Here is a 20447-nt window from a genome sequence, read left to right as displayed (position 1 = left end):
CGGGTGCAAGGCTCGAGCGGCTCCACCAGAAGGGTCTCGACAGGCTCGACCAACGGCGGTCTCGACAAGCTCGACCAACGGGGGTCTCGGCAAGCTCGACCAAGGGGCGCCATCCCCAGTTCTTGGGAAAACTCGGGGCGTAGGTGAACAACAGGCGACGAGCGGGGGAACATCGGGGCAGGAGCCACCGAGCATCGCCACACGGGTGGTTCCACGCCACTCAAGCCCGGTCTCGGGCACCGCACCACCCGCATCACGCAGCACCCGAGTCTGATCCAGGGGGGATCATGACGATCAACGAGGTGAAACAAGCACGGCAGGAACTGCTGGACGGCGTCGCACAGCTCGTCGAGGAGTACGACGACCACCCGGCCGGGGTGGTCATGCGTTGCTACTCGCGCGCCGTCCACTTCGCACGGGCGGCCGGTTGTCCGCCGAGCGAGCTCCCGCGGGAGGTGGAGCGGCGTACGCGACTGCTGCTCGCCGCCCGACGGGGTTCGTTCGACGACGGTTGGCTGCCGGTCATGGACGAGGTGTCGTGATGAGCATCGACGACGCCCCGCGCGAGACCGCTCGCCGACAGCGACTCGAGGTCCACGTCGGCGACCGCATCTTCATCCCCGGCCCCGACCCGGCCGCACCCGTCCGCGACGGACTCGTGCTCCAGGTACGCCGCCGGGACGGCAGCCCGCCGTACCGCGTCCGCTGGTCCGACACCCACTACGTGTCGCTGGTCGACCCCGGTCCGGACGCCTACGTCAACCATCACGACTACGACCCCGAAGCCACCTGAGGACGCCCGCCGCGGCGCCCTCACCACTTCTGGGGAATCTCCCGCGCGACGCTGGGAGCCACCGATCGGCGGTGGGACATTGAGGACATGAGCTCCTCAGGTCCCACCGCCGACTGGTTCCTCCGGGCGCTGGTGTGGCGGCTGCAGCAGCTCGCCGCCGACGAGTTCCTCATCATCTGGGTCGACGCGCCGCCCGAGGCCGACGTCGCCACCCCGTTCGTGCGCCTCACCCACGCCGAGGACCGGCTGCTCATCGAGGTCTCCTCCAACACCTTCCTCGACGACTTCTGCCGCCTCACCGACGAGGACGAGTTCGCGCTGCTCGAGCTCGGGTTCCACCCACCCGTGGGGGAGCAGCAGTGCTTCTGGTTCGTCGGTACGCCGGCGCAGTACGCCGGGTTCGCCGCCCTCGCCTGCTGCGCCCTCGCCGAGGTCCTCGACGTCACCGACGTCCGCACCCTCGCCTACGACGGCGGCACCGTCCCCGAGGCGACCACCCCGATGCTCGCCTCCCCGGTCTCGCTGCTGCACCACGCGGGCACCCTCACCGTGTGGGCCGACTACGACGACCAGGGCGCCCTGCTGATCACCGGCCAGGACATCGGCGGCCTGCCCGGCATCCGCGAGTACGCCTACGTCCTCGTCATCCCCGCCGCCGCGTTCCCGCTGCTGCGCACCGCGCTCGACGCGCCGAGTGACGTCGACGTCCGCACCCTCGCGACGGCGTACGGGCCCGTGCTGGCCGGTGGTGGCGAGATCGCCTGGCTGGACGAGCACGGCATCCCGTACGAGTTCACCAGCCGCATCGACACCGGCCCCTGAGGATCACCGCGACGGCGTCGGCGGCTGGGTCAGCACCCGCAGCGCCAGGTCGGTGGTCGCGACCACGTCCAGGTGTCCGACCACCCGCGCCACCCGGTCCGGGTGCAGCGGCAGCAGGCCCGGCGTACCCGGTACGTCCGGGGTGATGCCGAGCGCCACGTCGTCGCGGCACACCATGATGCGGCGGTTGAAGTCGAACCGCTCCCGCGCGTCCGGCGCGGCCAGCTTGCGCACGACCCCGGCGCCGATGCGGCGTACGCCCCGCTCCTCGCACCACGAGTCCATTGCCGCCACCAGCGTCTCGCCGCCGCACGCGTCGATGTCCGCCCATACCACGTCCATCGACCCCGCGACCGCGAGCAGGGTGGCGGCCGACTTCTCGCCGATGCCGCGTACACCGGGCAGGTTGTCGCTGGCGTCCCCGCGCAGCGCCGCGTAGTCGAGGTAGTGCTCGGCGGCGACGCCGTACATCGTGTGCAGCCGGGCCGGGGTGAGCAGCGGGGAGCCGCCGATGCCGCCGTCGATCAGCCGCAGCACGCGGGTGTGGTCGTCGATGAGCGCGAACGCGTCGCGGTCGGAGGTGACGATGACGCAGTTCCAGCCGTGCTCCCGCGCCCAGGCCGCCGCCGACGCGTTGACGTCGTCGGCCTCCAACCCGGGCGGCGTGACCGTCGCCAGGCCCAGTGCGTCCAGCAGCGCCCCGGCGCGGCCGAGCTGCTCCACCAGCGCCGGGTCCTTCTCGGCGCGACCCGCCTTGTAGTCGGGGTACCACTCCGCCCGCACCGACGACTCCCGGTCGTCCAACCCGAAGAGCACCGCGTCCGGGGTGAACTGGTCGATCGCGTCCAGGATCTGGCGCAGCATCCCGTGCAGCGCCCACGCCGGGCGGCCCGACCGGTCCCGCAGCCCGGAGGTCGCCCGCGCGTGGTGGTTGCGGTGCAGCAGCGACGGCGCGTCGACGGCGAGCAACAGCCGGCGGTCGTGGGGCGGGGGAGGAGGGCTCATGGGTGGCGCCATGCTGCCATCTCCCCGGGCCGTGCCGATGAGACCTCTGGCATTCGAGTGTGACCTGGATCACAATGAAGGCGGGCCCGGGTGGACCGGGCGACGGCGCCCCGCGCCGATCACGGGAGAGGTCGTGCGATGGCCCCCATGCAGCAGCGCCTTGCCGCCGAGTTCTTCGGCACCTTCTGGTTGGTCCTCGGCGGCTGTGGCACCGCCGTCCTCGCCGGCGAACAGGTCGGCTTCATCGGCGTCGCGTTCGCCTTCGGCCTCACCGTCCTCACCATGGCCTACGCCGTCGGCCACGTCTCCGGCGGCCACTTCAACCCCGCCGTCACCATCGGTGTCACGCTGGCCAGGCGGTTCGACGCCAAGGACGTGCCCGCGTACGTCGCCACGCAGGTCGTCGGCGCCACCGCCGCTGCCGCGGTGCTCTTCGCCATCGCCAGCGGCACCGACGGCTTCAGCGCCTCCGACGGCTTCGCCGCCAACGGGTACGGCGACCACTCACCCATGGGCTACGCGCTCTGGTCGGTGATCATCGCCGAGGTGGTGCTGACCGCCTTCTTCCTCTACGTCATCCTCGGCGCGACCGACACCCGTGCCCCGAGGGGGTTCGCACCGTTGGCGATCGGCCTCGCGCTGACGCTGATCCACCTCATCTCGATCCCGGTCAGCAACACCTCGGTCAACCCGGCCCGCTCGATAAGCCAGGCGCTCTTCGCCGGCTCCGACGCGTTGATCCAACTGTGGGTCTTCCTGCTCGCGCCGGTGGTCGGCGCGGTGCTGGCCGGAGTGAGCTACGCGCTGTTCTTCGGCAGCGGCGTGGAGCCGGTCTCGCTGGAGGAGGCCAGCGAGGCCTGACCCCACGCCGCGTGCTCAGGCCACCCGCAGGATCGGCGCGCGGCCGGCCACCGCGTCCTGCGCCCAGTCGGCGACAGTCCGTCCGACCTGTTCGCCGGTGAGGTCCGTCGTGTCGAACACGGTCATCTCCCATCCGGGGAGGTCGCCGCGGCCGACCCAGCGGTCCCAGCGCATCTCCTCCCAGGCGTCGGTGGTGACCGCCTCGGGCACGCACGTCGGGTCGGTCGCGTGGCGGCGCAGCCAGTCGGCGAACGCCACGTGGCGATCCAACAGCTCCTCGGGATGGCCGGCCGCACGCAGCCGTGCAGTCTGCGCTTCCGCGGACGCGTCGAGCAGCAGCACGGCGACCTCGACCCGGTCCGCCGACGGCGCCGCGACGACCTCGCCGGCCGGCACCGGGTCACCCGCGAACAACACGTGGCGACCCTCCCCGGCCAGGTCGACCGAGCGGCGTACGACCTCCTCGGTCTGCTGCTGGCGCCACGCGACCGTCGGCACCGGCGGGATCTCGGTGAGCATCATGAACTCCACCGGATCGAACGTGTCCGGCAGCAGGTGGCGGGCGTGGAGCCGCGCAGTGGACTTGCCGACGCCGGAGGCGCCGGAGACGAGCAGCAACATGCTTCCTCCAAGGGTTGACTCGGTGGCGCTGCCGGGCGGCAGCGCTCGGGGCGGGGCGAGTCAGCCCAGGTGGAAGACGTACTGCTGCATCACGCGGGTGACGCTAGGTACACGGCGACTGAGCTGTCGAGGGTTTTTCGGCAATGCTCGCGAATGCGTCGGGCGCCCTCGATACCGTCCGATGGTGACCGGAGAGAACGTCAAGCAGATGCGGCTTCGGTACGCCGGCACCTGCCGGGTGTGCAACGTTGAGCTGGCCGCTCGCACCGAGGCGCTCTACGAGCGCGACACGAAGACCGTGCGTTGCTTGTCGTGTGACGATGCCTCCCGATCCGACTCCGCCGAGGCTTCGCCTCCCGACGCTCGGGGCCGATCCGAACCCGAGCGCACGCAGGAGACGATCTCGGGCGCGGGTGCGGGCGCCTCGGCCAGGCGGGAGTACGAGCGTCGAATGGCTGCTCGCGACAAGCGGGTCCGCGAGCGATTCCCACGCATCGGCGGCTTGCTGTTGGCGGTCTTCGAGGAGGAGCAGAGCATCAAGGCGTGGGAGACCGGTGCGATCGGCGAAGAGCAACTGGGACGATCGCTGGACCGACTCGCCGAGGACGGCATCGCCACGCTCCACGATCGGGGCGTCCCCGGCACACGGGCGAACATCGACCACCTGGCGGTCACGTCAGCCGGGGTCTGGGTGATTGACGCCAAGAAGTACAAGGGTCGTCCGACGCACCGAGTCGAGGGCGGGGTGCTCCGACCTCGCGTGGAGAAGCTGATGGTTGCGGGCCGAGACCGCACGAAGCTGGTGGACGGGGTGATCAAGCAGGTCGAGGTCGTGCGATCCGTGGTGCCAGATGTGCCGGTTCAGGGCGCGCTGTGCTTCATCGATGCTGACTGGCCCCTGTTGGACGGATCGTTCGTGATGCGCGACATCAAGGTTCTCTGGCCCAAGCGGCTCTACAAGCGACTGCGCCAGGACGCCGGCGACATCGACGTGGAGGAAACGACTCTTCGTCTCCATGAGGTGCTCCGGCCCGCCTGAGGCACACGCTCGTCGTCGGGACTGCGGCGTGCGTTGCGAGTTCTCCACAGGCGACCTCGCCGACCTCGCCGAGCGCGGTCGGATGTCGGTGGTCGCGGCTAGCGTCAGTGACATGAGTTGGCACGCATCCGGTTCGACGAGGCATCCGCTCCTCGCGGCTGCCGACCGGATGCTGGCCGCGCTCGACGACACCGATGCGGCAGACCCGCTCTACCTCTCGACCGACGACAAGGCCGAGCTGTTGGGTTGCCTGGCCCGCGTCGAGCAGCGCGTGGAGGCGCGCATCGCCGACACGCTGGCCGTCTCCGACGACGTTGCCCAATCGGGGGCGGCACGATCCGCGGGCGCGTGGTTGGCCCACCGGCAGCGCGTGCCCCACGCGCGGTACGTCGGCGTCGAGCGACTTGGCGAGCGGCTCCGGGAGCACCCGGTCCCGGCCCGCGCGGCCGCAACGGGCGACATCTCGCTGGCACACGCGCGGGCCGTCGTCGACGCCGTCGAGGAGCTGCCCGCCGACATCCCCGGCCACGACGCCGAGGGCCGACGTGACCTCGTGGCCCGCGCTGAGTGCGACCTCGTCAAGCTCGCCGCCGACCACCGCCCACGAGAGGTGCGCGTGCTCGGCCGTCGCATTCTCGAGGTCACCGCACCCGAGGTCGCCGACGAGATCGAGGGCCGGCTGCTCCGCGCCGAGGAGCGGCGTGCCCGCGAACGCACCGAACTGCGCTTCCTTCGTGCCGGGCCGGGCCGCACGCGCATTCGTGCCGAGCTGCCCGACCACGCCGCCGACCTGCTGCGCAAGGCGCTGGCGGCCATCAGCAACCCCCGCCGGGCGGCGGACGACGACAGCGTCAACGGCGATGACGACCGACGTAGCCACACCGAGCGACAGGGCGAGGCGTTCTGCCAGCTCCTCGAGCACCTGCCGGTCGACGGCTTGCCCACCCACGGCGGCACGCCCGTCAGCCTGGTCGTCACCATCGATGAGCGGCGACTGCGCGCGGAGGTGGGCGCCGCGCAGCTCGACACCGGTGAGCGGCTCTCGACCTCCGCCGTACGCCGCCTCGCGTGCCAGCACGGCCTCCAACCGGCCGTGCTGGACGGGCATGGGCGCGTGCTCGATCTCGGGCGCAGTCAACGGCTCTTCACCGCGGCGCAGCGCACCGCCCACACTGCGACGCACACGGCCTGTCAGGCAGCCGGGTGCGACATCCCCACGGCCTGGTGCGAGGCGCACCACAAGCGCCGTACCTGGGCAGAGGGCGGCACGACGGACCTCGCGGACCTGGCCACACTGTGCTCGTTCCACCACCACCGCGCACACGACCCGCAGTACGACCACCACTGGGACGGTGAGGAAGCACACTTCCGACGACAGGGGTGAACCCGTTCGAATCTGCCGGAGGTGCGTCCTACGGTCGAGGACATGAGCACCCACAGCCCGTTCGAGGTGATCCCGGGGGACCCGGACGCCCCAGTGGTGCTGCACGTCCCTCACGCCTCGACCCACATCCCCGCCGACGTCCGTGAAGGCATCCTGCTCGACGACGACGCGCTCGCGGCCGAGTTGCAACACGTCACCGATGCCGGCACGGACAACCTCGCCCGCGAGGCAGCGGACCTCGCCGGAGTCCGGCCGTGGATCTTCGTCAACCACCTCTCACGGCTCGTCGTCGACCCGGAGCGGTTCATCGACGACCTCGAGCGGATCCGTCCCGTCGAGCTCGACGCGGTGGTGTACGAGCGCACCAGTGACCTGAGCCAGTTGCGCCAGCCCACCGATGCCCAGCGCGAAGCGCTCATCGACGACTACTTCACGCCGTACGTCGAGGCGCTCGCGGACCTGGTCGACGAGCGCTTGGCCGTGGCCGGTGAGGTGACGGTGATCGACCTGCACTCCTACCCGCAGGACCCGTTGCCCTACGAGATGGACGACGGCCGCCCGCGGCCGGAGGTGGCGGTCGGTGTGGACGACTTCCACACGCCGCGCTCGTTGCGGGACGCAGCCATCGGTGCGATGCGCCCCGTCACGCCGTCGGGCCGCGTCCTGGTCGACACCCCCTTCGCGGGCTGCTACGTGCCGCCGCGCCACCGCGGGACCGACGCTGCGGTGCAGGCGGTGATGCTGGAGGTGCGCCGCGACGTGTTCGCCTCCTACGCCGACAAGCTGGCACGCGGCGTCACTGACCTGCTCGACGCGGTCGCGCCGCGGTAGGTTCGCCGCATGACGGCGTACTGGTACTGCATCAAGCACAACCGCGTCGAGCGCGAGGACGAGGGCTGCGCCAACAAGGAGCGCCTCGGCCCGTACGACACCTACGCCGAGGCGTCCGAGGCGCTCGAGCTCGCCGCCCGTCGGACCGAGGCGTGGGAGAACGACCCCGACTGGAACGACGAGATCGAGTCGGGGGAGTGAGGTTGATCCAGCGCCGCCGACGCGTCCAGCCCCACAACCCCAACAAGGTCTCGTTCAAGCCCTTCCTCGGGATGATCCTGATGGCGGCGTCGTTCTTCCTGTACGCCACCAGCGGCACCGTCGCCCCGTGGTGGGGGGTGCTCGGGCTGATGCTCGTCTGGGCGTTCCTGCTGAGCCTGTGCGTCGTGTGGTGGTCGCACTACCCGGAGCGGCTGCCCGTCGTGGGCGTCGTGTCGATCATCATCTACTTCGTGGTGATCTTCGGCGGCGCCTTCGCGCTCGGCTGGAGCGCCTGAGCGATCGGTCAGTTCCCGTCCGGTGCGACCAGCACGGGGGAGGCCGTGGTCGCCTCCAGCGACTGCGGCGCATCCGCGACGGTGAGCTCGCCCGGCACGGTGGCCCAGCCGCCGCCGTTGACCCGGTACTCCGCCGTGTACGTCGTTGTCAGCTGCGGCTGGAAGGTGCCCTTCTGCAGGTAGCGGTGGGTCACGTCCAGCGCCGGGTACGGCGCGCCCGGCGTCTGCGTCGTCCGTGCGCTGCCGTCACCGAAGCGCCAGGTGTAGGACTGCGGAATGATCCGGAACTCGATCGACTGACCCAGCAGGGTCGTGCTGCGGCGCAGCACCTCGGACTCGGTGTAGAAGTTCGTGTCGAAGTTGACCAGCGTCTCGCCGTCCGGCGGCTGGATCACCATCTCCGGGGCCGGGATCTCGAACGAGTCCACCGCCTGCCGGATCAGGCCCGGCGTGAGCTGGGGTGCGGCAGTTTCTTCGTCGCCTTCGAGGAGGATGTGGTCGCCGCATTGGAAGTCGTCACCGATTGCCAAGTCGTACTCGTTTGCCCAGTACTCGCAGGAGCTCGGCTCGCTGGTCTCGAACTCTTGGGGTGACTGTGCACTAGTCTCCGCTCCAGACGAGTAGCCGTGGGCACTCGATGGACCACAGACCTTTACTGCGGTTGCCACAGGCTCGTCCTTCACGATCTTGGTGACGGTCTTCGTGTGGCAATGGTTGGCGATTGCACGCCGGTTCATACCGTCGCTCACGGTGATCGCGACGGCCGAGAGGCTAGTGAAGACGACGATCACTCCAAGAACACGATTTCGGAGATGCGCCATTCGCTGTCACCCCCCTGCAGCTCGAACGAGATGATGTGGTCCTCAGCGGGGTAGGACTTCGGCTTTGCTCCCGAACTCTTAGTGACTTGGCCCGCGGGGAATCGAATCGCTGCGGCGACCGTGCGTGAGTCTGGCCAGTCCCGGTCGCGGGAGACGTCGATGACCTTCCAGCCTGGGTCGTCGTAGGACCCACCGTTGCTGTGTGTTTCAAGCACCGGCGCGAGCAGGTTCTCGCACGTCTCGCAGGCCGCTGCAGTGAGTTCACGCACGTCCATCGGATCGCCTGTGTCGACCGTTCGGTTATACGCCTTCACCCATGCCCGCACCGTTTGCAACGGACCAAGAGCCTTCTCGGTCGGCTCATCGGTGGGGCTGGGGGAGGAGGCGGCCGAGGTGGGCGGCGTACTGGACGCCTCGGGTTCCTCGGCGGGGGCGTCGTTGCCGCAGCCGGCCGCCGTGAGGGCGAGGGCGAGCGCGGCGGTGGCGGCGTACGGCCTGCGCACCATGGTGCGAACCTCCGGAGACGTGGAGCACGAACGACTTGCACGGTTCCACGGCCGCGCCCGGGGCGCAACCAAGTCGACCCCGCCCTGTGGACGAACGGCCACGCTCCGGCTCTGGGAGAATGCGCCCATGGCCATCCACATCACCGGCGACGAGGCCGCCGACCAGCTGCTGACCGACTCACCCTTCGCGCTGCTCGCCGGCATGATGCTGGACCAGCAGTACCCGATGGAGCATGCCTTCCGCGGCGGCGCCAAGGTCAAGGACCGCTTCGGCAACTTCGACCCGACCGCGATCGCGGGTGCGGACCCGGAGGAGTTCAAGGAGATCTGCGCGACGACGCCGGCGATCCACCGGTTCCCCGGCTCCATGGCCGGCCGTCTGCAGGACCTCGCCCGCATCGTCGTCGAGGAGTACGACGGCCGCACTGAGCGGATCTGGACCGAGGCCGCCGACGCCAAGGACCTGGCCAAACGGCTCAAGGCGCTGCCCGGGTTCGGCCCGCAGAAGGTGAAGATCTTCGTCGCGCTCCTCGCCAAGCAGCTCGACGTACGCCCCGACGGGTGGGAGGCCGTCGCGGGCGACTACGCACTGGAGGGCCACCGCTCCGTCGCGGACGTCGTGGACCCCGACAGCCTGCAGAAGGTGCGCGACTACAAGAAGGAGAAGAAGGCGGCCGCGAAGGCCGGCTGAGAGCGCCGGATCAGGCGGCGAAGGCCGGCGCACCCCCGTGCCGGTGCGGGGGATCCGAGGGTCGCGTGGCAGAATGAGTAGTCGCGGCCTTGACGACTCCGGGCATGGTCGCGCCCATTGGCAGATCAGCACGTATCGAGAGGTGTTCGTGTCCTCGCACGCACGCAAGGTTCCCGCTCCGGTGCTCGCGCACCCCGCCATCGCCGCCCTCGTCGAGCGGGCCACCCCGATCGGCAGTGTGACCCCGGAGGAGCTCCGGCAGGCCTGTGCTGAGGCCGACGTGCCCGTGAAGTCCCTCAAGCCGCTCGTCGGCCACCTCGCGTCGCTCGGCATCGGCGTCGACGTCCAGGGCCACGACAAGGCCGTCGCCGCGACCAGCGCGAAGAAGACCGCCACGAAGAAGGCGCCCGCGAAGAAGGCTGCAGCGAAGAAGGCCCCGGCCAAGAAGGCCGCCGCGAAGAAGGCGCCCGCCAAGAAGGCTGCGGCGAAGAAGGCCCCGGCCAAGAAGGCGGCCGCCAAGACCGCCGAGGTGCCGCCGGCCGAGCCCGCCGTCGACCCCGCGGTCGAGCCCGACCTCGACCCCACCGCCGAGGTCGTGCCCGACGTCGAGGGAGACCCCGACGTCGAGGCCGCCGCCCTGCAGACCCCCGTCGGCCCGGACGGCAAGAAGGCGCTGCCCGACATCCCCGACGACCAGTTCGAGGCCGACGTCAAGGCCGACCCCACGATCAAGCGCGACGAGAAGGAGGCCGAGTCCGGCGCCTTCGTCGTCTCCACCGTCGACGACAGCGACGAGCCCGAGCAGACCGTCACGGTCGCCGGTGCGACCGCGGACCCGGTCAAGGACTACCTCAAGCAGATCGGCAAGGTGCAGCTGCTCAACGCTGCGATGGAGGTCGAGCTGGCCAAGCGCATCGAGGCCGGCCTCTTCGCCGAGGAGAAGGTCGCCAAGGGCGGCCGCATCTCCCCGCAGCGCCTGGAGGAGCTGGAGTGGATCATCGATGACGGCCAGAAGGCCAAGAACCACCTGCTCGAGGCCAACCTCCGGCTCGTCGTCTCCCTCGCCAAGCGCTACACCGGCCGCGGCATGCTCTTCCTGGACCTCATCCAGGAGGGCAACCTCGGCCTGATCCGCGCGGTGGAAAAGTTCGACTACACCAAGGGCTACAAGTTCTCCACCTATGCGACCTGGTGGATCCGGCAGGCCATCACCCGTGCGATGGCCGACCAGGCCCGCACCATCCGCATCCCGGTGCACATGGTGGAGGTCATCAACAAGCTCGCCCGCGTCCAGCGGCAGATGCTGCAGGACCTCGGCCGCGAGCCCACCCCGGAGGAGCTCGCCCACGAGCTCGACATGACGCCGGAGAAGGTCGTCGAGGTGCAGAAGTACGGCCGCGAGCCGATCTCGCTGCACACCCCGCTGGGCGAGGACGGCGACTCCGAGTTCGGTGACCTCATCGAGGACTCCGAGGCCATCGTCCCCGCCGACGCCGTGAGTTTCACGCTGCTGCAGGAGCAGCTCCACGCCGTGCTCGACACGCTCTCCGAGCGCGAGGCCGGCGTGGTGAGCATGCGCTTCGGCCTGACCGACGGTCAGCCCAAGACGCTGGACGAGATCGGCCGCGTCTACGGCGTCACCCGCGAGCGCATCCGCCAGATCGAGTCCAAGACGATGTCGAAGCTGCGCCACCCGAGCCGTTCGCAGATCCTGCGCGACTATTTGGAGTGAGGCTCACGGGCCCTGAAAGCCGTTTGTGCAGGTAGAGCGCGGTTTCTGGGGTCCAACGACCGACACGCTAACACCGCACAGCGCTGCTAGTCCAGATATTCGAGTAGACTGCATGTCGTGACGCACTCTCCAGCCGATGCCGCCGCACTCGCCGAGTCCTGGCAGGTATCGCTGCGAGCCGAGCGCAAGAGCCCACAGACGCTCAAGTCCTACGAGACCAGCGTCCGCCGCTACCTCGACTGGTGCACCGAGCAGGACCGCGCTCCGTTCGACCGCACTAGCCTCAATGCTTGGATCGCCGACCTGATCGAGTCCGGCTCGGCGCCGGCCACCGCTCGCTCCCGACAGCTCGGCGTCCGCAGGTTCGCCGCCTGGGCCACAGAGGAGGACGAGCTCGAGGCCGACCCATTCCTCGGCGTGAAGGCACCCAAGCTGGACGAGGCCGTCGTGGAACCACTGAGTGACGACGAGTTGCGGGCACTGCTCAAGACCTGCACCGTCCCGCGCGGCACCGACACCAAGGCCGCGCTGCGCCACCGACGCGACGAGGCCATCATCCGCTTCATGTTCGAGACCGGAGCCCGTGCCGGGGAAGTGGTCGCGATGGAGCTCGACGACCTAGACCTCAAGGAACAGCTCGCCACCATCCGCCGCGGGAAGGGCGGAAAGGGCCGCGTGGTGCCGTTCGGTCCCGACGCCGCCCGCGCACTGGATCGCTACGTGCGCCTGCGCCGTGGACACCGCCTCGCTGCCGACCCCGCCCTGTGGTTGGGCGATCGCGGCAAGCGCTACTCCTACGACGCCCTGCACAACAGCCTCGGGCAGCGTGCCGACGAGGCCGGGATCGTCGGCTTCACGCCACACAAGCTCCGCCACACGGCCGCGCATCGTTGGCTCGCCGCTGGGGGCTCCGAGACCGGCCTCATGGCCGTCGCCGGCTGGACCCGCCACGACATGCTCCAGCGCTACACCAAGGCCCAGGCTGCCTCCCGCGCAGCCGAGGAAGCCCGCGGTCTGAACTTGGGGGAGTTGTAGCAGGTTCCACAACACGCGCCGGCTGGAGAGCTCGGCGGTGTAGCGGTACACCGTGTAGAATCGGTATCAACAAGAGAACACCGAGTTCCGTTCCGAGTTGCCTGAAGCGCGATGCCGACGCCTCGGAATGGCTGAGAAGCGGTAGAGATACGCGGGTGCGACGCCCGGGCAGTGTCCCTACGCCGAGCCAGCGGCCTGAAGCGCGATGCTGACGCCGAGTGACAACAACGCCCCGGATGGGCGTAGTTGCTTGCTCGGCGTTTGTGCTTTTCAGGAGTGTCGCCATGAGCGCCGCCACCGACAGCGAGCTCAGCATCGCTGGACGCATCGGAGCCCACGCCAGTTGGGCCAACACGAAAGACCGCAGCGCACGCACCGCCCCCGCCCGTCGCGCCTTGGAGCAGAAGTTCCTCGATCTCGCTGACGGCGATCCTGTTCGAGCGGAACACCTTCGCAAGGCTCACTTCCAGCGCCTCGCCCTGCGCTCGGCGCAGGCCCGCAGGAAGGCCGCACGGCCCGCAAGTGAGGTCGGCGGTGATCGCATTGACGCCTGACGAACGCGAAAGCCGCCGGGGGGCTAACCCGACGGCCTCAGATTCGCTGGCTCGCGATACGGCAATTCTACCCCGTCTCACGCTTCTCGACGGTCTACAGCGTCGGGTGCTCCAGGACGCCCTCGCGCAGGCCACGGCCGCGTTCTGGGAGCGCCGGGCGGCTGACTTCGAGGCCGCCAAGCCGGACCCGGCACGCGACTTCCTCGGCCGCGCCACGGTCGAGGAGCTGCGCGAACAGTGGCGACGCTGTGACGCCAACGCACACGCCTGTCGCGCGCACGCACTGCTCTGGCGCGATGACCCCGGCCAGGTTGCCAAGGCCGAGGTCGACGCCGCCATCGAGGAGGTGGCCGCGTGAGCAGCACCGCCATCCGCGTCACGTTCCACAACCGATCGTGCGCCTTCGTGGCCGGCTACGGCACGCGGGAGATGCTGATCGATCTCCGAAAGGGGCGACCGCCCGTCTGGTCGCGTCAGGAGAAGGCGTGGGCCACGCAGCCGCACACGGCGCGTGACTTGATCGCGCTCGCCGAGAGCCGCGGTCGCCTGGTGCTCGTCAACGACCCTCGGCAGGGGGCGCTGTTGTGAGTCGCAAGATCGACTTCGGCGGCCGGGACTGGGCCGCTCACGCGCAGGATCACTGGCTGGAGTTCGCCGGGCACCCGCACTTCCCTGACTACCTGAGGGTCGTGTTCGTCGCCTACGGCCGGCACAAGGCCAACGGTCACGCCAAGCTCAACCGGGGCGACCTGACCCGCTACCTCGTGCGCAAGGACGGCACGCTGCCTGAGCGTCGGACGGTGTCACGGGCGGTCGACAAGGCAGTGCAGTTGGGCTACCTGCTCGAGGGCTCGCGGATGCTGTGCCTGATCGTCAGCAGCGACCACGTGCAGGGCGGGAAGGGCCAGCCCGAGGACCGTTGCTCCCGGGATCACACGTCTCGCAAGCAACCGAACGTCGGCAACGACTGCGGACGTTTCGGTTCGAACGTCCGCAGTGATTCTGGTCGTTCCGGGGTGAACGTCGGCAACGGTTGCGGACGTTCTGAGCCTGAGCCCTCTCTCTCTTCTACAACCGGTCCGGCAGGACCGGAGCACCCCCAAACCCAGGGGGCACGGGCATGACCAACCGACTGGGCCTCAAGCCCGACGCCGCACCTCGATTCATCGAACTGCTCCACCTCGTCGACCAGAACACGCCCTGTGTCGTCGACCCGGCCCCGTTCTCATCCGACGACCGGGCAGAGCGTGCCGAGGCCGCCGAGGCGTGCCAGTGGTGCCCAGCCCTCGAGGCGTGCGCCGCCTACGCCGATGCCCAGCGCGAGACCTGGCACGTGTGGGCCGGCGTCGACCGCACACCCAAACCCCGAGCTTCCAAGAAGGAGCAAGCCGCATGACCGAGTTCGCCGACGTCGCCGTAGTGACACTGCGCTGCGACACCGACGGCTGCCACCGATGGGCCACCGCCTACGGCAAGCACCTCGACAACCTCCTGGCCGCCGGCCCCTGGCGCTGCCCCGACCACAACGTGCAGGAGGCCACCCGATGAACACCGCCGATCGCCTCGCCAGCATCCCCGACCGGCTCCTGGCCACAACCGATAGCGCGCTGCTCGAGCAGTGGCTCCTGGCTGCCGGCCTCTCACCCACGCAGCGCGAGCTCGACCGCGAGCGCCTGCGCCGAGGACTGGTGACCCGATGACCAACCAGCCACGACCTTCGCTGCGGCAAGAGTTCGCCGACATGCTCACCGATCTGGCCGCCGCCCGGGCGCAGGAACGGGAACGCACCGAGACCGCGCGCCGCGACGCCCGCGCTGACCGCAGGCAGGTCGCACACGACGCGCTCGCGCCGCTGTTCCTGGCCCCGGCCCCCGAGCCCGAACCGCACCCGGACCCCAACTTCGCCGACGACCTGATGGCCCAGATCGAGGCCGACACCAACGAGAGGAACTGACCATGCCGACCACTGACTCCACGACCCACTACCAACTACCGAGCACATCGGGCGGAAACGCGCAGCTCGACGCGCTCCGAGCAGCGTGCGCCGCTTTCGACATCGACCACGACATCAGCCGCGTCAACCATGCCGACCTTGAGCTGTCGACCATGCCGACCGAAGCGGTTGCGGCCGCCGAACTCGCCGACGAGGCCGTCCTGGTGTCGGCCACCGAGGCCGCCACCTGGGTAGAACACGCAGCGGCCCGCCTCGCCCAAGCCCGCGACATGGACCACCTGCGAGCAGCACTGCTCAAGCACCGTGACCCTGCCGCTCACCGGCGCTACCGAGCAGACCGAGACGACGTGCTGGCGCGTCTCACCGAGCCGGTCGCCACGGCGATCGAGGCGTTGACCAAGGACGTCAAGAAGTTGCCCGCGTCGGCCCCACTCGACACCGAGGCAGTGATTGCCACGGACGCATCGGCCGCCTACAAGCGGGTCAAGGCCACGCTCTCCAGCCTCGGCACCGTGGCCGCACTACTGCTCCCGAGCAGCCGCGCCGGCCTGCGCGCCCACGTCGTGTTGCCGTTCGTCGACGTGCCAGACCTCGGGGCGGAGCCCGTCAACGCTCGCGGGCAGTCCCTCGAGGACGAGAACCCGGACCGCGCCGCGCTCCACCGGCTCCATCGCGACGCCCAACTCAACCGCGACCTGACGCTCTTGGCGGCTGCCCGAGGCGACTACGGAGAGCGCATCACCCTCAGCGCCGCCGCGACCCGACAGGAAGTTGCCGACCGGGTTGCCCGACTGGACCGGGCACTGACTCGCAGCGCGCAGCGCAGTGACCAGGCCACGACGTTCCGTCTTACCCCCTGAACAAGTACCCACCACATGTAAGGAGCACCCCCATGTATGACCGCACCGACATCCGAATGGCACTCGCGATCGCTGGCTGGAGCGGCGATGACGCCGACCTGGCGGCCGCGCTCGAGAACGAGCAGCCCGTCCACCGACCCCGTGGCGGCGAGAAGTGGACCCACGCCCAAGTCGTGCGCATCGCAACCGCGTTGAGCGTGACGCTGTGATGAGCGCCGCCACACACGCCCACTCCCACCGCGCCAGCCACGTGCTGGCCGGTAGGGGGTGGGGGCAGCACACCGCCACGGCAGGACAGCGGGGGAGGCGAATTCCGGTTTGTACGGTTCCCGGAGTTCACAAGCGCACAAGCCTTGAGGGGGCGAAATGACCTCTCAGGGGGACTACATCGCGACGCTGCCGCCGGAGGTTCGGCGGGCACTCGAGCGCGTCGTCCGTGGCATCGCCGGCATGTCGCGAGACGAGAAGGCGGTGGCTCACGGCTACCTCCAGACCGCTGTGGCCGAGCTCCGCATCGCCACCGCCGGCACTGACCTGGTCGCACCGACCGCAGACCTACTCGATGCCGTGCATGGGCTCGTCGTCGGGATTCATGCAGAGACCAAGAGGAGCAGCGCATGACAGAGCGCAGCGTCAGCTACAGGTTCGTAGCGAAGTTCGACTCGTTCAAGTCCCAGGTGGCCGCCGCGCAGCGGTCAGTCAACGGGTTCGCGGACGACCTGACCAAGCTCGACAAGCGCGGCGAGACCATGCGCCGCGGTCTGACTGAGCTCGGCAACGGCGCCGGCAAGATGGGCCTGATCGCAGCGGGCGGACTTGCGGCCTCGGCCAAGGCTGCCATTGACTGGGAGACCGCCTGGGCGGGCGTCACCAAGACGGTCGACGGCTCCTCGACTCAGTTGCAGCAGCTCGAGGACGACCTGCGTGAGATGGCGCGGACCCTCCCGGCTTCCCATCAGGAGATCGCGGCGGTTGCTGAGGCTGCGGGCCAGTTGGGTGTGCAGACCGAGTCGGTGGCCGAGTTCACCGAGACGATGATCGCGCTCGGCGAGACGACGAACCTGACCGCCGAGGAGGCGGCCACGTCGATCGCCCGATTCACGAACATCATGGGCACCTCGGCGGGCGAGGTCGAGAACATCGGCTCCGCACTGGTGGACCTGGGTAACAACTCGGCGACCACTGAGGCCGAGATCCTGACTCTCGGCACGCGCCTTGCTGCTGCTGGCTCGATCGCGGGCCTGTCTGAGTCGGACGTGCTGGCGTTCGCGTCGACCCTGACTTCGGTGGGTGTCGAGGCTGAGGCTGGTGGCACGGCGCTGTCGAAGGTGTTCACGACGATGCGCGATGCCGTGATCGACGGTGGCGACAAGTTGGACACGTTCGCCTCGACGGCCGGCGTGACCGCTTCAGAGTTCCAGCAGCAATGGGGCGACAATCCCGCCTCTGCCGTGAACGCCTTCATTCAGGGCCTCGGTGAGATGAACGCGGCGGGCGAGTCGACCTCCAGTGTGTTTGACGCGCTCTCCCTGACCGATCAGCGCTTGATGCGGGCACTGCTGTCCACGGCGGAGTCTGGTGACCTGCTGACGGAGTCGTTGACTCGGGGGTCGGATGCCTACGTGGAGAACGGGGCGCTGGCCGAGGAGTTCGGCAAGCGGCAGGAGACCACTGGCGCTCAGGTGGCCGTGGCTTGGAACAACATTCGCGACGCGGCCATCGAGGCGGGCGACGTGCTGTTGCCCATCATCGCGGAGGGTGCAGAGGGGGCCGCCGCCCTCGCCAGCGCCTTCGGAAGGCTGCCAGAGCCGGTACAGAACACCGTCGTGGCGCTGGGCGGCCTCGTTGCGATCTTCGGGGGTGGCCTGTGGTTCACCTCCCGCGTCATCAACGGGGTGGCCAGCATGAAGGGCGCGCTGGCCGACCTCGGCATCCAGGCCGACGGCACCCGCGCCTCACTGGCCCAGACCGCGGCCGCCGGCACCGCGTTCGCCACCGTGGCCGCCTCCATCCCGAGCCTGATCAGTGACTACGACACCTGGCAGCGTGGCCGCGACGCCCTCGACGCCACGGCAGGCAGCCTCGAGGACCTGACCGAGATCCTGTCCGAGTCCAACCTGGGCAAGTACGCCGGTGACCTCGGCATCAACGTCCAGCGCCTCGCGCAGGACCTCCACATGAACGGCGAGAACGGCGAGTACGCCACCCGCGTCCTCGACGAGCTCGCCGCCTCCACCGACGGCTTCGGCGATCGCGCCAAGGCCGCAGCGGGGGACTGGCTGCCGTTCTGGACTGGCGAGGCCAACAAGGCATGGGACGCCCAGCAGGATCTGGGCAACATCCTCGACACCAATGCCGACCTCCTCGGGGCCGGTGCCGATGCCGCCGCTGGCAACGCGACGGCACATTCCGCGCTCGAGGAGGCGCTGCTCGGGGCCGATTCTGCGACCGAGAGCCTGACCGGGGCGATCGAGGACTACGTCGGGGCCAATCTCGCCGCCTTCGGCGCCACCACGGCATGGCGCGAGGCACTGGTGAACGCCCGCGAGCAGGCCAACGGGAACCGCGCCGGCATCCAGGGACTCTCTGACGCCGCGCTCCAGAACCGAGGCGCACTGGATCAGCTCGCCCAGGCGTGGGCCAAGCAGGTCGAGGCCGGCAACGCCACTGAGCAGACGCTCAAGCGGGCACGGCGCCAGTTCATCGACACCGCTGTGGCGATGGGTGTCGGTAGGGACCGGGCGCGGGAGCTGGCCGACCAGTTGCTGTCGGTGCCGAAGAACGTGCAGACCACCGTCTCCCAGCTCGGGATGGCGAACAGTCTGCGCGACATCGCCTCCTACAAGGCGTCCCTTGCCGGCGTCCCGCGCACGATCCGCACCACACTCATCACCGAGTACCGGCGCGACAGTGCACGGGTGAATCAGCAGGGCGCGAACATCGGCGGCTCGCCGATCGAGCGGGCCGACGGCGGCACGGTCCCCGGCTTTCGGTTCCCCTACGGAGACAAGGTCAGTGCACGCCTCGCGCCGGGCGAGTTCGTGGTCTCGAACCGCTACGGCCAGGCTGACCGGCACCACGAACTCCTCAGCGCGATCAACGCCAACCGATACGCGGACGGCGGAACCGTTGGCCGAACTGCGCCAGTTCCCGTCGGAACCGGTGGCTCGGGCGGGACCGTCATCCACCGCGTCGAGGTCAAGGTCACTGGCGACATGGACCTCAACCGGGCCAAGGCCCAGATCCACCAGGTCGCTGAGTCGGTCTCCCGGACCGTGTCACGCCAGGAGATCGACGCAGACGCTGCGTGGCAACAGGCGCAGGGGTACAGATGATGGGATCGAAGAACGTAGGTGTTGTGTCGGCGGCGCCCACTAGCATTCGCACGTTCTTGAAGACCATGAGATCATTACCGCTTGACGTGAGTGGCGTCCCAAGTGCGCATAGCACATGTGAGTACAGTCGAAAGAGCTCCGAGAGGAGGGGTCCTGAATGGCTACGGCAGTAGACGTCATGCGCTACATAAAGTCGCAAATGAACGTGAATGGCGAGGTGCAGCTGCAGAAATTGGTCTACTACGCGCAGGCTTGGAGCTTGGCGTGGGATGGGCGCCCCCTGTTCCACGACCGCATTGAGGCGTGGCGGATGGGCCCAGTGGCTCCGAACCTTCGGTATCGAATCGACGAAGGAGACTCGAAGGCCCTTCGGGCTGAGGACCGTGCCACCGTGGATGCCGTCATTCGGCACTATGGAAGCCACCATGGCCAAGCCCTTGCCACGATGACTCACTCTGAGCGCCCTTGGGCAGAAGCGTGGGAGAAGCGTCCTGACGGCGCGAACCGCTGCGACGAAGTGATCTCGCACGATGCCATCCGGCAGTTCTATACGGAGAAGGCGCTGAGCGGTGCGGACGTGCCCGAGCGCGCCCCGGTCAGGCCGGGACGGGTCGATGACGACACGATCCGTGAGATCGCGGCTGCCAACTCGCAGCGCTGGAAGAAGACACTAGCGATTCTCGCGGAGTGATCAACGAGTTGCCTGTAGATCAGGCCATTCTGATCTACGAGTCGGAAGTAAGGGCCGGTCACCTGCGTGACCACGGCCTTCTGGCGGGCGCGGTTGGTGCTCCGTACCAGCATGTCTTCGGTACAGAGTTGTTCCCGACGGTCGTGCTCAAGGCATCGAAGTTGATAGAGGGCATCTCCAGGGTGCAGGCGTACACCAACGGGAACAAGCGTCTCGCGTGGCACTGCGGCATGGCGCTCTTGGAGATGAACGGCCTACTGATGCTGGAGGTCGACCAAGATGACGCAGCCCAGTTCGTCCTGAACCTTCGCGGGGACGATTCGGGCCTCCGCGAAGGAGCGATCTGGCTCAACTCTCGAGTTGTATCGCTGGAGTGACAGCGCCCCGACCTGCCGGTCGGGGCGCTGTGCCGCCG

The 20447-nt window shown here is 69.1% G+C and carries 30 protein-coding genes; 26 read left to right on the top strand and 4 right to left on the bottom strand.

The window, feature by feature from the left end:
- The first annotated feature begins 287 nt into the window (after positions 1-287).
- The 3 genes from KUV85_RS06920 (at position 288) to KUV85_RS06910 (ending at position 1615) form a co-directional block, all read left to right on the top strand.
- Positions 288-542 (top strand): hypothetical protein, encoded by a 255-nt coding sequence (locus tag KUV85_RS06920; protein ID WP_219962479.1) that lies wholly within the window; start codon positions 288-290, stop codon positions 540-542.
- The gene (locus tag KUV85_RS06915) at positions 542-793 is read left to right on the top strand and encodes a DUF1918 domain-containing protein (RefSeq protein ID WP_219962478.1); all 252 of its coding nucleotides are present in this window, start codon (positions 542-544) and stop codon (positions 791-793) included. The genes KUV85_RS06920 and KUV85_RS06915 overlap by 1 nt, the downstream gene beginning before the upstream one ends.
- An 87-nt stretch (positions 794-880) precedes the next feature.
- Complete coding sequence (locus KUV85_RS06910) at positions 881-1615, top strand: TY-Chap domain-containing protein (protein ID WP_219962477.1); 735 nt, start codon at positions 881-883, stop codon at positions 1613-1615.
- Positions 1616-1618: 3 nt separating this feature from the next.
- On the opposite strand, the gene KUV85_RS06905 is transcribed toward KUV85_RS06910, so the two are convergent.
- The gene (locus KUV85_RS06905) at positions 1619-2620 is read right to left on the bottom strand and encodes a 5'-3' exonuclease (protein ID WP_219962476.1); all 1002 of its coding nucleotides are present in this window, start codon (positions 2618-2620) and stop codon (positions 1619-1621) included.
- A 138-nt stretch (positions 2621-2758) separates the two neighbouring features.
- On the opposite strand from KUV85_RS06905, the gene aqpZ reads away from it, so the two are divergent.
- Positions 2759-3481 (top strand): aquaporin Z, encoded by a 723-nt coding sequence (gene aqpZ / locus KUV85_RS06900; protein WP_219962475.1) that lies wholly within the window; start codon positions 2759-2761, stop codon positions 3479-3481.
- Between the two features lie 15 nt (positions 3482-3496).
- Here the strand turns inward: aqpZ and KUV85_RS06895 are convergent, their stop codons facing one another.
- Entirely contained in the window at positions 3497-4102 is a 606-nt protein-coding gene (locus KUV85_RS06895) for a hypothetical protein (protein ID WP_219962474.1), read from the bottom strand.
- Positions 4103-4286: 184 nt separating this feature from the next.
- On the opposite strand from KUV85_RS06895, the gene KUV85_RS06890 reads away from it, so the two are divergent.
- From KUV85_RS06890 to KUV85_RS06870, 5 genes are all read left to right on the top strand, one after another.
- Entirely contained in the window at positions 4287-5141 is an 855-nt protein-coding gene (locus KUV85_RS06890; RefSeq protein ID WP_219962473.1) for a nuclease-related domain-containing protein, read from the top strand.
- A 112-nt stretch (positions 5142-5253) separates the two neighbouring features.
- Positions 5254-6525, top strand: a complete 1272-nt coding sequence (locus KUV85_RS06885) for a DUF222 domain-containing protein (RefSeq protein WP_219962472.1) — start codon at positions 5254-5256, stop codon at positions 6523-6525.
- 42 nt (positions 6526-6567) lie between these two features.
- On the top strand, positions 6568-7356 hold the full coding sequence (locus KUV85_RS06880; protein WP_219962471.1) for an N-formylglutamate amidohydrolase: 789 nt from the start codon (positions 6568-6570) through the stop codon (positions 7354-7356).
- Between the two features lie 9 nt (positions 7357-7365).
- On the top strand, positions 7366-7557 hold the full coding sequence (locus KUV85_RS06875) for a hypothetical protein (RefSeq protein ID WP_219962470.1): 192 nt from the start codon (positions 7366-7368) through the stop codon (positions 7555-7557).
- Positions 7554-7853, top strand: a complete 300-nt coding sequence (locus tag KUV85_RS06870) for a hypothetical protein (protein ID WP_219962469.1) — start codon at positions 7554-7556, stop codon at positions 7851-7853. The genes KUV85_RS06875 and KUV85_RS06870 overlap by 4 nt, the downstream gene beginning before the upstream one ends.
- A gap of 8 nt (positions 7854-7861) precedes the next feature.
- Here the strand turns inward: KUV85_RS06870 and KUV85_RS06865 are convergent, their stop codons facing one another.
- Positions 7862-8644: a PKD domain-containing protein gene (locus KUV85_RS06865; RefSeq protein WP_219962468.1), complete on the bottom strand. Its 783-nt coding sequence runs from the start codon at positions 8642-8644 to the stop codon at positions 7862-7864.
- Positions 8641-9180 (bottom strand): DUF6318 family protein, encoded by a 540-nt coding sequence (locus KUV85_RS06860; protein WP_219962467.1) that lies wholly within the window; start codon positions 9178-9180, stop codon positions 8641-8643. Before KUV85_RS06860 ends, KUV85_RS06865 begins: the two co-directional genes overlap by 4 nt.
- A 127-nt stretch (positions 9181-9307) precedes the next feature.
- On the opposite strand from KUV85_RS06860, the gene KUV85_RS06855 reads away from it, so the two are divergent.
- The 17 genes from KUV85_RS06855 to KUV85_RS06775 all read left to right on the top strand — a co-directional run bounded on the left by KUV85_RS06855 (position 9308) and on the right by KUV85_RS06775 (position 20409).
- A complete protein-coding gene (locus tag KUV85_RS06855) occupies positions 9308-9871 on the top strand; it encodes an HhH-GPD-type base excision DNA repair protein (RefSeq protein WP_219962466.1) in 564 nt (187 codons plus the stop codon).
- A 142-nt stretch (positions 9872-10013) separates the two neighbouring features.
- A complete protein-coding gene (locus KUV85_RS06850) occupies positions 10014-11603 on the top strand; it encodes an RNA polymerase sigma factor (protein ID WP_237690220.1) in 1590 nt (529 codons plus the stop codon).
- A 117-nt stretch (positions 11604-11720) separates the two neighbouring features.
- On the top strand, positions 11721-12638 hold the full coding sequence (locus KUV85_RS06845) for a tyrosine-type recombinase/integrase (protein WP_219962464.1): 918 nt from the start codon (positions 11721-11723) through the stop codon (positions 12636-12638).
- Positions 12639-12922: 284 nt separating this feature from the next.
- Positions 12923-13192 carry a hypothetical protein gene (locus tag KUV85_RS06840; RefSeq protein WP_219962463.1) on the top strand — a complete coding sequence of 90 codons (270 nt, stop codon included), beginning with the start codon at positions 12923-12925 and terminating at the stop codon, positions 13190-13192.
- A 106-nt stretch (positions 13193-13298) separates the two neighbouring features.
- Positions 13299-13550 (top strand): hypothetical protein, encoded by a 252-nt coding sequence (locus KUV85_RS06835; RefSeq protein WP_219962462.1) that lies wholly within the window; start codon positions 13299-13301, stop codon positions 13548-13550.
- Complete coding sequence (locus KUV85_RS06830) at positions 13547-13780, top strand: hypothetical protein (RefSeq protein WP_219962461.1); 234 nt, start codon at positions 13547-13549, stop codon at positions 13778-13780. Before KUV85_RS06835 ends, KUV85_RS06830 begins: the two co-directional genes overlap by 4 nt.
- Positions 13777-14316 (top strand): hypothetical protein, encoded by a 540-nt coding sequence (locus tag KUV85_RS06825; RefSeq protein WP_219962460.1) that lies wholly within the window; start codon positions 13777-13779, stop codon positions 14314-14316. The genes KUV85_RS06830 and KUV85_RS06825 overlap by 4 nt, the downstream gene beginning before the upstream one ends.
- Complete coding sequence (locus KUV85_RS06820; protein ID WP_219962459.1) at positions 14313-14588, top strand: WhiB family transcriptional regulator; 276 nt, start codon at positions 14313-14315, stop codon at positions 14586-14588. The genes KUV85_RS06825 and KUV85_RS06820 overlap by 4 nt, the downstream gene beginning before the upstream one ends.
- Positions 14585-14740, top strand: coding sequence for a hypothetical protein (locus KUV85_RS06815; protein WP_219962458.1), 156 nt, complete (start codon positions 14585-14587; stop codon positions 14738-14740). The genes KUV85_RS06820 and KUV85_RS06815 overlap by 4 nt, the downstream gene beginning before the upstream one ends.
- Positions 14737-14892, top strand: coding sequence for a hypothetical protein (locus KUV85_RS06810; RefSeq protein WP_219962457.1), 156 nt, complete (start codon positions 14737-14739; stop codon positions 14890-14892). The genes KUV85_RS06815 and KUV85_RS06810 overlap by 4 nt, the downstream gene beginning before the upstream one ends.
- Complete coding sequence (locus tag KUV85_RS06805; RefSeq protein ID WP_219962456.1) at positions 14889-15146, top strand: hypothetical protein; 258 nt, start codon at positions 14889-14891, stop codon at positions 15144-15146. Before KUV85_RS06810 ends, KUV85_RS06805 begins: the two co-directional genes overlap by 4 nt.
- A gap of 2 nt (positions 15147-15148) precedes the next feature.
- Positions 15149-16006: a hypothetical protein gene (locus KUV85_RS06800; protein WP_219962455.1), complete on the top strand. Its 858-nt coding sequence runs from the start codon at positions 15149-15151 to the stop codon at positions 16004-16006.
- A gap of 32 nt (positions 16007-16038) precedes the next feature.
- The gene (locus KUV85_RS06795) at positions 16039-16215 is read left to right on the top strand and encodes a hypothetical protein (RefSeq protein WP_219962454.1); all 177 of its coding nucleotides are present in this window, start codon (positions 16039-16041) and stop codon (positions 16213-16215) included.
- A 157-nt stretch (positions 16216-16372) separates the two neighbouring features.
- Positions 16373-16627 carry a hypothetical protein gene (locus tag KUV85_RS06790; RefSeq protein ID WP_219962453.1) on the top strand — a complete coding sequence of 85 codons (255 nt, stop codon included), beginning with the start codon at positions 16373-16375 and terminating at the stop codon, positions 16625-16627.
- Entirely contained in the window at positions 16624-19341 is a 2718-nt protein-coding gene (locus tag KUV85_RS06785; protein ID WP_219962452.1) for a phage tail tape measure protein, read from the top strand. The genes KUV85_RS06790 and KUV85_RS06785 overlap by 4 nt, the downstream gene beginning before the upstream one ends.
- Before the next feature lie 157 nt (positions 19342-19498).
- Entirely contained in the window at positions 19499-20032 is a 534-nt protein-coding gene (locus KUV85_RS06780) for a Panacea domain-containing protein (protein ID WP_219962451.1), read from the top strand.
- Positions 20029-20409, top strand: a complete 381-nt coding sequence (locus tag KUV85_RS06775) for a type II toxin-antitoxin system death-on-curing family toxin (RefSeq protein WP_219962450.1) — start codon at positions 20029-20031, stop codon at positions 20407-20409. The genes KUV85_RS06780 and KUV85_RS06775 overlap by 4 nt, the downstream gene beginning before the upstream one ends.
- Positions 20410-20447: the final 38 nt, after the last annotated feature.

It is taken from the genome of Nocardioides panacisoli (assembly GCF_019448235.1).
GTDB classification, from domain to species: domain Bacteria; phylum Actinomycetota; class Actinomycetes; order Propionibacteriales; family Nocardioidaceae; genus Nocardioides; species Nocardioides panacisoli_A.
Note: the sequence above shows the minus strand (reverse complement) of the source record. Positions and strands in the feature narration are given on the sequence as shown.